Below are 13,294 nucleotides of genomic sequence, written 5' to 3'. Positions count from 1 at the left end.
GTGCCTCCGGTATTCTTCTTTCATTATGCCGCTATCTTGTGATGTTTATTAAGGATTTCCTCGGCCAGCGCCCGATACGCCTTGGCTCCCAGAGAATTGCTATCGTACTGGAGAACCGGCTGCGCGTAGGAAGGAGCCTCGCTGACCCGTACGTTGCGTGGGATCTTGGTCCGGAACACCAGATCACCAAGGTTTTCCCGCGCGTCGAGTTCGACCTGCTGGGACAGGTTGTTGCGCCGATCGTACATCGTCAGCACCACTCCCTCGATCCGGAGGTTCGGGTTGGCGGACTGCCGCACCTCTCGGATGGTCAGCATCAGCTGCGTCACTCCCTCCAACGCAAAGAACTCGCTTTGCAAGGGAACCAGGACAGAATGCGCTGCGACCATCGCATTTACCGTCAGGAGGTTCAGGGATGGCGGGCAGTCAATCAGGACGTAATCCCACTCATACTCGTCCATCGCGGTCTGCCGCAGGGCATCATGCAAAAGAAAGCTGCGCTTTTCGTTGGTGAAGAGTTCGATGTCTGCCGAGCTCAGATCGACAGTGGCGGGAATGATGCAAAGATCTTCGATATCCGTTGCCCGGATCACATCCTTCAGGTCCGCATCTTCAACCAGAAGATCATAGGTGGTGAGCTCTCGATCGGTTGGTTCTATGCCCAACCCAGTGGACGCGTTGCCCTGGGGGTCCAGATCAACGACCAAAACGCGGAGCCCGCATTCCACCATGGCCGCTGCCAGGTTAATGGTCGTTGTTGTCTTCCCGACCCCCCCTTTTTGATTTGCAATGGCGATGATCCGAGGCCCGTCGGGACGCAAAAAATCAGACACGTACCACTCCCCTGATGTTCAGGATTACTGCTTCTGGTTCTGTCAAACTTTTAACGGGTTCAGCTTCAAACCGCCATTGCTCACGCGCGTTATCCACTTCTTTTTTCCACTGCTCGCCCTTAGGGAGCAGCGCAACGCCGTCAGTCTTCAGATGGCGCTCGGAAAACCCGAGCAGCATGGATAGATCCGCCAAGGCCCGGGCCGACAGGACATCGGCGTTCTGCGGCGCGGCCTTTTCGATGCGCTCTGTCAGTACGGTGACTTTTGCCCCGCATTCTCTGGCAGCAGTGCGCAGGAAGGCCGATTTTCGCTGATCGCTTTCAATCAAGGTCACGGTCATATCCGGCGCCTCATCCGCCGCCAGGATCGCAATGATCAGGCCCGGGAAGCCACCCCCACTGCCAATATCAACCCATTTTTCGGCAGGTTCGACGCAGCGAAACACTTGGACGGAATCGGCGATATGCCGGGTCCAAAGCGCGTCCAGGCTCGCACGGGAGACGAGGTTGATCCGCGGATTCCATTTCCGAATGACCGCGTCAAACGTTTCAAGCCGCTCCAATGTTTCACGTGAAACATGGAGCTGCTCCAGCAACTGTTTATCCATCATGCGCTGCGGCCTTGCTTTCGAGCCGGTTTCCGCAGCCGCGCCAGAAGAAGCGCCAGCGCCGCCGGCGTCATGCCGTCAATTCGGGCCGCTTGTGCGAGCGTCTCCGGTCGAACCTGGCTCAGCTTTTGTTGCAATTCCCACGACAGGCCTTCAATCCCTTCGAAGGAGAAGTCCTTGGGAATGGCATAGCCTTCGTCACGCTTCAGCGCGGAGACTTCCCGTTCCTGCCTTGCGATGTAATTCGCATAAAGCGCGTCGCGTTCGACCTGCCGACGGATGTCCTCAGACACATCTTCCAGCGCCGGTAGCAGACGCACGACATCCTCAAAATTCACGTCCGGGAATGCCAAGACATCCAGGCCGCTCCGTTTGTTGCCGTCCTGATTGACCCGAATGCCAGCCTCGGAAATCTTCTTGGGCGTGAACGTCTGGCTCTCCAGAGCATTTCGCGCGGCCGACAACTTCTCTTGCTTGTCCAGAAACGCCCGCTTCCGGCTCTCACTGACGCAGCCCAGCTCCACGGCAAGGGGTGTTAGTCTCTGATCGGCATTGTCAGCCCGCAGGGACAACCGAAATTCAGCCCGGGAAGTGAACATGCGATAGGGTTCGCTCACGCCGTTTGTGGTCAGATCGTCGATCATAACGCCGATGTAGCTGTTCGAGCGCCCGAAGATGATCGGATCTTTCCCGAAACTGCGTAGCGCGGCATTCAGCCCTGCCACCATCCCCTGCGCCGCAGCCTCTTCATAACCGGTGGTCCCGTTGATCTGGCCGGCCAGGTACAACCCCGGGACATCCTTGACGGCAAGTTCCAGAGACAGTGCCCGAGGGTCTACGTAGTCATATTCAATCGCGTATCCCGGTTGCAGGATCTTGGCCTCTTCCAATCCAAGGATGGAATTTACATAGGCTTCCTGCACGTCGATCGGCAGGCTGGTGGAGATGCCATTGGGATAGACCGTATGGTCAGACACCCCTTCCGGCTCCAGAAAGATCTGATGCGACTCCTTGTCGGCAAAACGGACGATCTTGTCCTCGATCGATGGGCAATAGCGCGGACCGACACCTTCGATATGACCGCCGTACATGGCCGAGCGATCCAGGTTTTCCCGGATGATGTCGTGCGTCTTCGAATTGGTATGGGTGATCCCGCACGACAGCTGTGGGATATTGGTACTCTTGCTCAAAAATGAGAAGAACACCGGATCGTCATCGCCCGGTTGCTCATCAAGGATGGACCAGTTGATCGTACGCCCATCCAATCGCGGCGGTGTGCCGGTCTTCAGACGTCCCAAAGGCAGTGCAAAGTCATCAAGGCGTTCAGCCAGGCGCACTGACGGGTTGTCGCCCATACGGCCACCAGGGCGGGATTCATCCCCGATATGGATGACCCCACGTAAGAAGGTGCCCGAGGTAAGCACGACAGAGCGACAGGAGATCTCGCTGCCATCAGCCAAGCGCACGCCAACGACGCTGCCGTTGTCCATCAGAAAGTCGACAACCTCGCCCTCGACAATCTGGAGATTGGCCTGCGCTTCCGTCAGCTTCAGCATCTCCCGCCGATAGACCTGGCGGTCCGACTGCGCCCGGGGTCCCTGCACCGCCGGCCCCTTGCGCCGGTTCAGCAGACGGAATTGCAAGCCGGCCAGATCGGCGACACGGCCCATCACCCCGTCCAGCGCATCGATTTCCCGGACCAGGTGGCCCTTGCCCAGACCGCCAATCGCCGGGTTACAGGACATTACCCCGATGCCATCCTTGCTGAGGGTGACCAAAGCCGTTTTTGCGCCCATACGCGCGGCCGCATGCGCCGCTTCGGTGCCGGCGTGACCGCCTCCGACGACAACTACATCAAACGCGGGATGTTTCACGTGAAACACTCCTTTACTTTCCCAGGCAGAAACTTGAGAAAATCTCATCCAGAAGATTTTCTACGCCGATACGGCCGACCAGAAGTTCGAGCGCCCGAATGGCTGATCGCATTTCCTCGGCAGCAATATCATAGAACTCGGGGCCGCGCTGCAAGATTTGTTGCGCTTCCGTCAAACTCTCCAGTGCCGTCAGCATCGCATCGCGATGGCGCGCCCGGGTGGCAATGCCGGCCTGGGCGCTGCGATTGGTCAGAACCTTGGACACATGGGCGATGAGCGCATCCATTCCCTGCCCCGAGCGACCAGAGATCGCGCCGTCCGGATCACTGCGCAAATCAGCCTTGGGACGCAGACGGATATCGCCCTCGCGCAATTCCACATCAAGGACTTCATCATCCTCTGCCAGAAACACTCGAAGATCCGCCTCTTCCGCGCGCCGGCGGGCAAGGGCGATGCCAATGCCCTCAACATGATCGTCCGTCTCGCGAAGGCCGGCCGTATCCAGCAGGGTCACCGGCAACCCCGCAAGATCCATTCGAACTTCGATGATGTCGCGGGTTGTGCCGGCATATTCCGAAGTGATGGCCGCCTCTCTGCCGGCCAGCGCGTTCAGCAAGGTCGACTTTCCAACGTTTGGGGCGCCGACGATGGCCACCTCGAAACCGGATCGAATACGCTCGGCAATCTTGACGGCGGCGGTTTCGCTTTCCAGATCCTTCTGAACGTCGGACAGCAGGGCGGTAACCTCGGGCGTCACATCGACCGGGACTTCTTCGTCGGCAAAATCGATGGTGACTTCGATCAAGGAGGCCGCGCGGATGAGCTTCTCCCGCCAGGTTTCGGCCAGTTTGCCCAACCCGCCGACGAGGATAACCTGTGCCTGCTTTCGCTGGGCTTCGGTTTCTGCATCGATCAGATCGGCCAGGCCCTCAACCTGGGCGAGGTCCAGGTGGCCATTTTCCAGGGCGCGGCGGGTGAATTCACCCGGCTCAGCCATTCGCAGCCCTTGCACCTCCTGCAAGGCATTCAGCACCGCAGAGACAACCGCGGTGCTGCCATGTGTTTGAAATTCCACAACATCTTCGCCAGTGAAGCTCTGTGGTGCAGTAAAACTGAGCACAAGCGCCTGGTCCAGCGGATCGCCTGCTGCGTCGCGCAGCGTGCAAAGCGTCATGCCCCGCGTCGGCAAGGTCCGACCGCAAAGCTCCGCGCCGGCGGCGAGCGCTTGCGGTCCAGATACGCGGATCACCGCAACACCGGCTTTCCCTTGGGCAGAGGCCAGCGCAAAGATCGTGTCCATGAGGTGGCCTTTCTTTCTGCCGGCCCGGTCAGGTGTTCATAGAATCGAAGAATTCGGAGTTTGTCTTGGTCTGCTTCAGCTTCGACAGCAAGAACTCAATCGCATCGGTGGTGCCCATCGGGTTCAGGATACGACGCAGCACAAAGGTCTTCGCCAAATCGCCCTTGTCGACCAGCAGGTCCTCCTTCCGGGTCCCGGATTTGAGGATGTCGATCGCCGGGAACACGCGTTTGTCGGCAATCTTGCGGTCGAGCACGATTTCCGAGTTACCGGTGCCCTTGAATTCTTCAAAGATCACCTCGTCCATCCGGCTGCCGGTGTCGATCAGCGCGGTGGCGATGATGGTGAGCGAGCCGCCCTCTTCGATGTTCCGGGCCGCACCAAAGAAGCGTTTCGGCCGCTGCAGGGCGTTTGCGTCGACACCACCAGTCAGAACCTTGCCCGAAGACGGCACGACGGTGTTGAATGCCCTACCAAGTCTTGTGATCGAATCGAGAAGGATAACAACATCTCGTTTATGTTCCACCAGGCGCTTGGCCTTTTCGATGACCATTTCCGACACGGCCACGTGGCGCGTCGCCGGCTCGTCGAAGGTGGAGGAGACGACCTCCCCCTTCACCGAGCGCTGCATGTCGGTCACCTCTTCCGGGCGTTCGTCGATCAGCAGCACGATCAGGTAGCACTCCGGGTGGTTCTTCTCGATCGAATGCGCGATGTTCTGCAGGATCACCGTCTTACCGGTGCGCGGCGGCGCCACGATCAGCGACCGCTGGCCTTTACCAATGGGGGCCACCAGGTCGATCACGCGGGCCGAACGGTCCTTGATGGTGGGATCCTCGATCTCCATCTTCAGGCGCTCGTCGGGATACAGCGGTGTGAGGTTGTCGAAGGCGATCTTGTGACGCGCCTTTTCCGGCTCCTCGAAGTTGATCTTGGTGACATTGGTCAGGGCAAAATAGCGCTCGCTGTCCAGCGGTGCCTTGATCTGACCTTCAACCGTGTCGCCGGTGCGCAGGCTGTACTGACGGATCATGTCGGGCGAGACATAGATGTCATCCGGGCCCGGCAAGTAGTTCGCCTCGGGCGAGCGCAGGAAGCCAAATCCATCCTGCAGCACTTCCAGCACGCCGTCGCCGCCGATTTCCCAGCCTTCGTCTGCGCGTTCGCGCAGGATCTGGAACATCATTTCGCCCTTGCGCATGGTGGAGGCGTTTTCGATCTCCAGCTCTTCCGCCATCGCCAGCAGGGCTTTGGGGCTTTTTGCTTTCAGATCGGACAGATTGAGGGATTGCACGGTCATATAGATACGGCCTCTACTCCCCCGCTTAACCGAGGGTTTGTCAGACGACAGGTTAGGAAAACACGGATGCCCGGACGGGCGCGTTGCGGCCCATACATAGGGACTCGTTCCGGGTGAGTCAAACGCCGGCTGCGACAGCTTCACCGCCACAGCCCACCTCTGCGCCGCGCTGCGTCAGAATTTGAAGATTACGGAGACCACGATCACCACCATCAGCAGCGTCGGCACTTCGTTCATCAATCTGTACTGCCGCCCGGTCAGCCGGTTCTGCCCGGCGCGGAAGTCGCGGTGGCGCAGCAGGAGCCAATGGTGAAACCAGGTCATCGCGATCACCGAAACACCCTTGGTCCAGGGCCAGACATAGCTCCAGTCGACCACACCGGGGGTCAGCACGATGAACAGTCCCGCAGCCCAGGCCACATGCATGGCCGGACGCATGATGAGGCGCAGCAGCTTGTCTTCCATGGTCAGGAAGATTGCAGGTGCATCCTGAACCTTCTCTGCCTGCTCCACGTGATAGACGAACAAACGGGGCAGATAGAACAGCCCGGCCATCCAGCTGAGCACCGCCATGATGTGCAGCGACTTGGCGTATGGGTAGAGCGTGAACATCAGGTTGCTTAGGTCCATCGGTGTTCTCCCCGGTCTGATCGGACCACCCTAATAATTAAATGAATATTAGAAGGATGATGTTTTTGTAGGGTGCATTGAATCCAGTGGATAAGTGACTCTTCCTCCGCTTATCCCCAGTAGGGATAAGTTTCCAGCACTGCGGGACCAATCCGGGGAAAAATCCGCCGGCGCCATAAATTTAAGGGCAGTTAAGGAATGTGCCGTCTTTATGGCATTGGGGATAACCGTGGGAAGAACCGGGAAAACCGGGATATCCACGGATTTCAAGTTATCCAGATTCACAAAGGACGACTCAGCCGGCTGAATCCTGAGGTTCGCGTCAAGCCCTCGAGTCTTTACTTGGGCGCGGAAAACCATACAAAACGTCCTGCACTCTTCAGCGTCTTTCCCACGGGGTTTTCCACATGACTGCCCACATCGTTCTGGCATCCGGTTCCGAAATCCGCGCGCATTTGCTGCGTCAGGCAGGGGTGGCTTTCGACGTCGATGTGCCCCGAATGGACGAGGCCGCGATCAAGGCCGCCCTGCTGGCGGAGGAAGCGCCGCCGCGCGATATCGCTGACGCGCTGGCCGAGGCGAAGGCCCGCAAGATCAGCATGCGCCACCCGGGCCGGCTGGTGCTGGGCTGTGACCAGGTGCTGGATTTCGAAGGCCGCCTGTTGTCGAAACCCACCAGCGCCGCTGAAGCGCTTGAGCAGTTGAAGGAAATGCGCGGCAAACGCCACATGTTACTGTCGGCGGCGGTGATCTACCGGGATGGCCAGCCGATCTGGCGTCATGTCGGTCAGGTTCGGCTGCTGATGCGCAAATCCTCGGACGCCTACCTGGCCGATTATGTCGAGCGCAACTGGGACAGCATCCGCCATGCGGTCGGGGCGTACAAGCTGGAAGAAGAAGGTGTGCGACTGTTTGCCAGTATCGACGGAAATTACTTCAACGTCTTGGGTTTACCGCTGATGGAGCTTATCAGCTACCTCGGGCTGCAAGGGGTGATCGACCAATGACCATGACCAAAATACCGCTCGCCGGCGTGATCGGCTGTCCGATCGCACAGTCCAAGTCGCCACAGTTGCACCGGTACTGGCTGCAGCAGCATGGCATCGCCGGCCATTACATACCCATGCACGTGGAGCCAGAGGATCTGGCAGACGCCATCCGGATGATGCCCAAGATGGGCTTTGTGGGGGCCAATGTGACGATCCCGCACAAGGAAGCGGTGATGGGCATTGCCGATCAGGTGACCGACCGCGCCAAGGTCATCGGTGCCGCCAACACTTTGATCTTCCGCGAGGACGGCAGCATTCTGGCTGACAACACTGATGGCTATGGTTTCATCACCAACCTGCATCAGGGCGCGCCGAATTGGGACCCGCAATCCGGGCCGGCCGTGGTTCTGGGGGCCGGCGGCGCCTGTCGCGCGGTTGTTGCATCCTTGCTGGAGGCGGGGGTCCCCGAGATCCTGCTGACCAACCGCACGCGCGAGCGGGCCGAGCAGCTGCGGAGTGAATTCGGCGACCGCATCCGGGTCGAAGACTGGATCCAGGCCGGAAATATCATCGAGGAGGGCGCGCTGGTGGTCAACACGACATCCCTCGGCATGACCGGCAAGCCCCGGCTGCGGGTGCCGCTGGACGGCCTGCGCCAGGACGCCGTGGTGACGGACCTGATCTATGCGCCACTCAAGACCGAGCTCCTGTCCTATGCCGAAGAGGTCGGTTGCACCGTGGTCGACGGGCTGGGCATGCTGGTGCACCAGGCAGTTCCGGGCTTTGAACGCTGGTTCGGAGTGCGCCCGGAGGTCGACGCCGACACGCGCGCCGCGCTTCTGGCATGAGTTTCAGCCTCGGTCTCACCGGCTCTATCGGAATGGGCAAGACGGCCACCGCGCAGCTGTTCGCGGCGCAGGGCTGCGCTGTGTGGGATGCCGATGCTGCCGTTCATCGGCTCTATGCCGCTGGTGGTGCGGCGGTTGCGCCGATGCAGGCGAGCCTTCCCGACGCCATCGAGAATGGCGCGGTCAGCCGCCCTGCCCTGAAGCGCATCATCGCGCAGGATCCCGATGCCCTGCGACGGATCGAGGCCATCGTGCATCCGCTGGTGGCCGCAGACCGGGCGCAGTTTCGCGCGACGGCCGCCAGCGACATCCTGGTGTTCGACATTCCCCTGCTCTTCGAGACCGGCAGCGATGCCGAGATGGATGCAGTGGCCTGTGTGACCATCGACGCGGAAACCCAGCGCCGGCGCGTGTTGGCGCGTGGCACCATGACATCCGAGCAGTTTGAACATATCCTGCGCAAACAGATGCCGATCGAGGAAAAGCGCGCCCGCGCCGATTACCTGATCGAAACCGATACCCCGGACCACGCCGCCGCCCAGGTGGCACAGATCCTTGCCGACATCAGGAGCCGCCTGAGCCATGCGTGAAATCGTTCTCGATACGGAAACCACCGGGTTCGACCCGTTCTCCGGCGACCGCATCGTCGAAATCGGTGCCGTGGAGCTGCTGAACCACATGCCCACGGGAAACACCTTTCACGAGTATATGAACCCGGAGCGGTCCATGCCGGCAGAGGCCTTTGCCGTGCACGGTATCGGCCCCGACCTGCTGGAGCCGCCGCAGAAACCCGAACCGGGTGCCGTGACCCTGCGCGACAAGCCGGTGTTTGCCAAGATCGGTCAGAAGTTTCTGGATTTCGTTCAGGATTCCAAGCTGATCATCCACAATGCCAGCTTCGACATGAAGTTCCTGAACTTCGAGCTGGAGCGTATGGGCCTGCCCAAATTGCCGATGGAACAGGCGGTGGACACGCTGGCGATGGCGCGGCAGCGGTTTCCCGGCTCGCCGGCGACGCTGGATGCGCTGTGCCGCCGCTTCAATATCGACAACTCGAACCGGACGTTGCACGGCGCGCTGCTCGACTCCGAGATCCTTGCCGATGTCTACCTGGAGTTGATCGGCGGTCGGCAGCCGGATTTTGGTCTGTCCACGCAGACTTCGTCGAAATCGGTCGAGGTCGAAGACGACTGGCGCCCGCAACCTCGCCCCGCGCCGCTCCCGTCACGGCTGACCGCCGAAGAGCAGGCAGCCCATGCGGAGTTCGTCGCCAAGCTGGGTGACGACGCGCTGTGGAACCAGTCAAGCTGACCTGATGGCGCCCGTGCCAGGTTGCCAGTACGCGGCCAGCACGTGCGCGTGGGCTGACAATAAAAAACGCCGCTGGGGTGCAGCGGCGTTTCCTGTCTTGCGACCTTATATGCGACGACCTTACTGAGTCTGCGCTGCCGCGGCGGCCTCGGACTGGCGACGGGCCAGCTCGTTGCGGTAGATTGCCACGAAATCGATGTTGTCGAGGTTCAGCGGCGGGAAGCCACCATCGCGGGTCACGTCCGACACGATGCGGCGCAGGAACGGGAAGGTCTGGCGCGGGCATTCGATCAGCAGGAACGGGTGCAGCTGGTCGTCCGGCACGCCGACGATGTTGAAGACGCCGACATATTCCAGCTCCAGGATGAACAGCACCTGGCCGCCGTCCTTGTTCTTGGACTCGACCGTCAGCTTGGTGATGACTTCATACTGGTTTTCGACCGAGCGTTTCTTGGCGTCCAGGTTCACCTGAACGCTGACGTCGGGCTGCACTTCACCGCCGGAGCCTTTTTGCGCCATGACGTTTTCGAACGACATGTCGCGGATGAATTGGCCCAGAATGTTCATCTGGACCTGAGGCTGCTGTTGGGCTTCGCCGTTTTCGGCCATGGAGTTGCTCCTGCAAATAAATTCTTTTGCCCGTGCTTAGCAGCTTGGTTCGGCTATCTCAACGGGGGCCGTCGACCCAGCCCGAAGGGCCGTCGCGGCGCTCACCGGGCGTCACGTCCTCGTAGTCGCCATCGATCACCTCTCCGCGACCGCGGGGATGGGCGGAGCCGCCCAGATAGTGGCGGCCCTGCATGCTGCCCGGTCCCATCTGAAACTGCGCCACGGTGATCTTGGAGCGCAGGTAACGGAACATCGCGAGGCGCACCGGCGGCATCAGCAGGGCAAAGCCGACGGCATCGGTGAAAAAGCCCGGCGTCAGCAGCAGCGCGCCGGCAAACAGGATCATCGCGCCGTGGGCCAGCGGCTCGGCCGGGTCCGACAGCTGTTGGAACGAAGACCTCAACTGCCCCATCGCCAGCCGCCCTTGCGTTTTTACCAGCCAGGTGCCCAGCACCGCGGTCAACACCACGATGGCCAGGGTCGGCCACAAACCGATGGCGCCGCCAACCTGAATGAACAGGGCGATTTCAATGATGGGAACCATCAGAAACGCAAGAAATAGATACATTGGCTTTCCTTGAGATCATTCGCCGGAGCGGTAGACTTGCCCCCGCCCGTCACCTACATAAGGTCTGAACGCTTTGGTTTCAAACAAAGCACGAACGCCTAGCATGAGGTTTCCATGGAGTCGCCTGTGATTCAGCTTTTGGTTCTGGCAGGAATTGCCGTGTTTCTGATCCTGCGCTTGAAAAGCGTGTTGGGAACACGCGAGGGCTTTGAAAAGCCACCTGTGCCCCAGTCCGAGGCGCGCAGCCGACGCCCTGATCTGGAAGTGATCGAGGGCGGACCTGACCGTGACATCACCGATTACGTAGCGGAAGGCAGCCCGCAGGCGCAGGCTCTGGCCGAGATGAAACGCGCCGAACCCTCGTTCCAGGTGCAGGACTTCGTGCAGGGGGCCCGCGGTGCCTACGAGATGATCGTGATGGGTTTTGAACATGGCGACCTCGACAGCATTCAGCCCTTCCTGGCCGAGGATGTCTTTGACAGCTTCGTCGAGGCTGTCGCCCAGCGGGAAGACAAGGGCCTGAAGATCGAGGCAGAATTCATCGGCGTGCGGGAAACCACCCTGGCGGATGCCCAGTTTGACGCCCAGACCGGGCGTGCGGAAATCACCATGCGCTTCGTGGCCGAGCTGACCTCGGTCGTGCGGGATCGCAGCGGGAACATCGTCGAAGGCGATCCGAAGGCCGTGAAGCGCCAGAAGGACACCTGGGTCTTTGCCCGTGACATGGGCAGCGACGATCCCAACTGGCAACTGGTTGCGACGGACGCATGATTGCGGCGCTTCGTGGGGCACTTGGGGTCGCTGCCGTGGCAGCGGCCGCGATGACCGCCTCCGAGGCGCAGTCCGACACCGTGTACAGCATCCTCGACTTCTCGCAACTGGATGGCTGGGCCGAGGATGACCACGCCGCTGCCCTGAAGACCTTTCTGGGCACCTGTGGCGATCTGAAGGATCCCGACTGGAGGGCATTGTGCAAGGCCGCGCGAGCGCAGCCTCCCGAAGGTGCGCGGTCTTTTTTTGAGCTGTTCTTCCGGCCGGTCATGGTCGAGGATGGTTCCCCTGCCCTCTTTACCGGCTATTTCGAGCCCGAGCTGAACGGCGCGCGGCACCGCAGCGCACGCTATCGCTATCCGGTCTACCGGATGCCGCCAGAGGCCCGCGGCAAGGACCAGTGGCTCAGCCGACGCGAGATCCTGGAAAGCGGCGTCATGGAAGGGCGCGGGTTGGAAATTGCCTGGGTGGATGACCCGGTGGAGCTGTTCTTCCTGCAGATCCAGGGCTCGGGCCGTATCCGCCTGCCGGACGGTTCGATGATCCGGGTCGGCTACGGCGGGGCCAATGGCCACCCCTATCGATCCATCGGACAGGAGCTGGTCCGCCGCGGCATCTACAACCTGCACCAGGTCAGCGCACAGGTGATCAAGTCCTGGGTGCGTCGCAACCCCGTGGAGGGGCGCGAGCTTCTGTATCACAACCCCTCCTACGTCTTCTTTCGCGAGGTCCGTAGGGTGGCCGCCTCCAAGGGGCCGCTGGGGGCGATGAACCGCTCTGTCACGCCGATGCGCAGTATCGCGGCTGATCCGGCCTACACGCCTCTTGGGGCGCCGGTCTGGGTGGAAAAGGACGGAGAGATGCCTCTGCGCCGCCTGATGATCGCGCAGGACACCGGTTCCGCCATCAAGGGCGCGCAGCGTGCCGATATATTTGTCGGGACTGGGGATGCCGCCGGCGAGACTGCGGGAACCATGAAAGACCCGGGGCGGATGGTGCTGCTGCTGCCGATCCAGCGGGCCTATGCGATGCTGCCGGAAGATCTTTGAATGAGCCGCCGGAAGCTGACAGAGGATGAGATCGATCTTTGGAAAAAGGTCGCGAGCCAGACCGAGCGCCTGTCGCCGGCCTCGAAATCCGTGTCGCCCTACCCTGCCCAGCCCTCAGCCAAGACCGGCAAGCCGCGCGAACCGCAGGTGTCGCCGCTGCCGGATCAGTTCGAAATCGGCAGCCGGGCGCGTTCCAAACCGGTGAAACATGACCTGAAGCCCTCGCTGGCGCGCAGCCTGGCGAGCGAACCGGTGCAGATGGACGGAAAAGCCTTCCGGCGGATGAAGCGTGGCAAGCTGCGCCCGGAGGGCAAGCTGGACCTGCACGGCATGCGGATTGATGCGGCCCACCCCGCGCTGACCCGGTTCATCCTGTCATCACAAGGGGCCGGCAAGCGGCTGGTGCTGGTGATCACCGGCAAGGGCAAGGACCGGGACGAGCCGGGCCCGATGCCGGTGCCGCGCGGGGTGTTGCGCCACAAGGTGCCGCAATGGCTGTCGCTTCCGCCCTTGGCCCAGGCGGTGCTGCAGGTGACGCCGGCCCATGTCAGCCACGGCGGGAGCGGCGCCTACTACGTCTATCTCCGTCGCAACCGCTGACGGGA

Annotated in this window: 15 protein-coding genes; 7 read left to right on the top strand and 8 right to left on the bottom strand. The window is 61.1% G+C overall.

All coding sequences use genetic code 11. The annotated features are described in order from the left end of the window. Positions 1-23: 23 nt before the first annotated feature. From AB9K35_RS22960 to AB9K35_RS22935, 6 genes are all read right to left on the bottom strand, one after another. The gene (locus tag AB9K35_RS22960; protein WP_369929742.1) at positions 24-833 is read right to left on the bottom strand and encodes a ParA family protein; all 810 of its coding nucleotides are present in this window, start codon (positions 831-833) and stop codon (positions 24-26) included. After that, positions 826-1,443 (bottom strand): 16S rRNA (guanine(527)-N(7))-methyltransferase RsmG, encoded by a 618-nt coding sequence (gene rsmG, locus AB9K35_RS22955; protein ID WP_369929741.1) that lies wholly within the window; start codon positions 1,441-1,443, stop codon positions 826-828. The genes AB9K35_RS22960 and rsmG overlap by 8 nt, the downstream gene beginning before the upstream one ends. Then, positions 1,440-3,314, bottom strand: coding sequence for a tRNA uridine-5-carboxymethylaminomethyl(34) synthesis enzyme MnmG (mnmG, locus tag AB9K35_RS22950; RefSeq protein ID WP_369929739.1), 1,875 nt, complete (start codon positions 3,312-3,314; stop codon positions 1,440-1,442). The genes rsmG and mnmG overlap by 4 nt, the downstream gene beginning before the upstream one ends. Before the next feature lie 13 nt (positions 3,315-3,327). Beyond that, positions 3,328-4,614 carry a tRNA uridine-5-carboxymethylaminomethyl(34) synthesis GTPase MnmE gene (gene mnmE, locus AB9K35_RS22945; RefSeq protein ID WP_369929737.1) on the bottom strand — a complete coding sequence of 429 codons (1,287 nt, stop codon included), beginning with the start codon at positions 4,612-4,614 and terminating at the stop codon, positions 3,328-3,330. Between the two features lie 28 nt (positions 4,615-4,642). Beyond that, positions 4,643-5,914: a transcription termination factor Rho gene (gene rho / locus AB9K35_RS22940; protein ID WP_222454377.1), complete on the bottom strand. Its 1,272-nt coding sequence runs from the start codon at positions 5,912-5,914 to the stop codon at positions 4,643-4,645. 174 nt (positions 5,915-6,088) lie between these two features. Continuing rightward, positions 6,089-6,544, bottom strand: coding sequence for a CopD family protein (locus AB9K35_RS22935; protein WP_222454376.1), 456 nt, complete (start codon positions 6,542-6,544; stop codon positions 6,089-6,091). 407 nt (positions 6,545-6,951) lie between these two features. On the opposite strand from AB9K35_RS22935, the gene AB9K35_RS22930 reads away from it, so the two are divergent. Genes AB9K35_RS22930 through dnaQ form a run of 4 tightly spaced genes read left to right on the top strand, consistent with a single transcriptional unit; the run spans position 6,952 to position 9,692 of the window. Continuing rightward, positions 6,952-7,551, top strand: coding sequence for a nucleoside triphosphate pyrophosphatase (locus tag AB9K35_RS22930; RefSeq protein ID WP_369929735.1), 600 nt, complete (start codon positions 6,952-6,954; stop codon positions 7,549-7,551). Next, on the top strand, positions 7,548-8,381 hold the full coding sequence (locus tag AB9K35_RS22925) for a shikimate dehydrogenase (RefSeq protein WP_369929733.1): 834 nt from the start codon (positions 7,548-7,550) through the stop codon (positions 8,379-8,381). The genes AB9K35_RS22930 and AB9K35_RS22925 overlap by 4 nt, the downstream gene beginning before the upstream one ends. After that, positions 8,378-8,971 carry a dephospho-CoA kinase gene (gene coaE / locus AB9K35_RS22920; RefSeq protein ID WP_369929731.1) on the top strand — a complete coding sequence of 198 codons (594 nt, stop codon included), beginning with the start codon at positions 8,378-8,380 and terminating at the stop codon, positions 8,969-8,971. Before AB9K35_RS22925 ends, coaE begins: the two co-directional genes overlap by 4 nt. Further along, a complete protein-coding gene (gene dnaQ, locus AB9K35_RS22915) occupies positions 8,964-9,692 on the top strand; it encodes a DNA polymerase III subunit epsilon (RefSeq protein ID WP_222454372.1) in 729 nt (242 codons plus the stop codon). The genes coaE and dnaQ overlap by 8 nt, the downstream gene beginning before the upstream one ends. A gap of 120 nt (positions 9,693-9,812) precedes the next feature. On the opposite strand, the gene secB is transcribed toward dnaQ, so the two are convergent. Both secB and AB9K35_RS22905 read right to left on the bottom strand, forming a co-directional pair. After that, complete coding sequence (gene secB / locus AB9K35_RS22910; protein WP_222454371.1) at positions 9,813-10,301, bottom strand: protein-export chaperone SecB; 489 nt, start codon at positions 10,299-10,301, stop codon at positions 9,813-9,815. Between the two features lie 58 nt (positions 10,302-10,359). Continuing rightward, on the bottom strand, positions 10,360-10,869 hold the full coding sequence (locus AB9K35_RS22905) for an FxsA family protein (protein WP_369929728.1): 510 nt from the start codon (positions 10,867-10,869) through the stop codon (positions 10,360-10,362). 114 nt (positions 10,870-10,983) lie between these two features. Here AB9K35_RS22905 and AB9K35_RS22900 point away from each other — a divergent pair, with 114 nt between their 5' ends. The 3 genes from AB9K35_RS22900 to AB9K35_RS22890 are packed head-to-tail and all read left to right on the top strand — an operon-like array spanning position 10,984 to position 13,289. Next, complete coding sequence (locus tag AB9K35_RS22900) at positions 10,984-11,640, top strand: Tim44/TimA family putative adaptor protein (RefSeq protein WP_222454369.1); 657 nt, start codon at positions 10,984-10,986, stop codon at positions 11,638-11,640. Beyond that, complete coding sequence (locus tag AB9K35_RS22895) at positions 11,637-12,689, top strand: murein transglycosylase A (RefSeq protein ID WP_369929726.1); 1,053 nt, start codon at positions 11,637-11,639, stop codon at positions 12,687-12,689. The genes AB9K35_RS22900 and AB9K35_RS22895 overlap by 4 nt, the downstream gene beginning before the upstream one ends. Continuing rightward, entirely contained in the window at positions 12,690-13,289 is a 600-nt protein-coding gene (locus tag AB9K35_RS22890) for a Smr/MutS family protein (RefSeq protein WP_369929724.1), read from the top strand. Positions 13,290-13,294: the final 5 nt, after the last annotated feature.

This window comes from Leisingera sp. XS_AS12 (assembly GCF_041224635.1).
GTDB lineage: Bacteria > Pseudomonadota > Alphaproteobacteria > Rhodobacterales > Rhodobacteraceae > Leisingera.
Note: the sequence above shows the minus strand (reverse complement) of the source record. Positions and strands in the feature narration are given on the sequence as shown.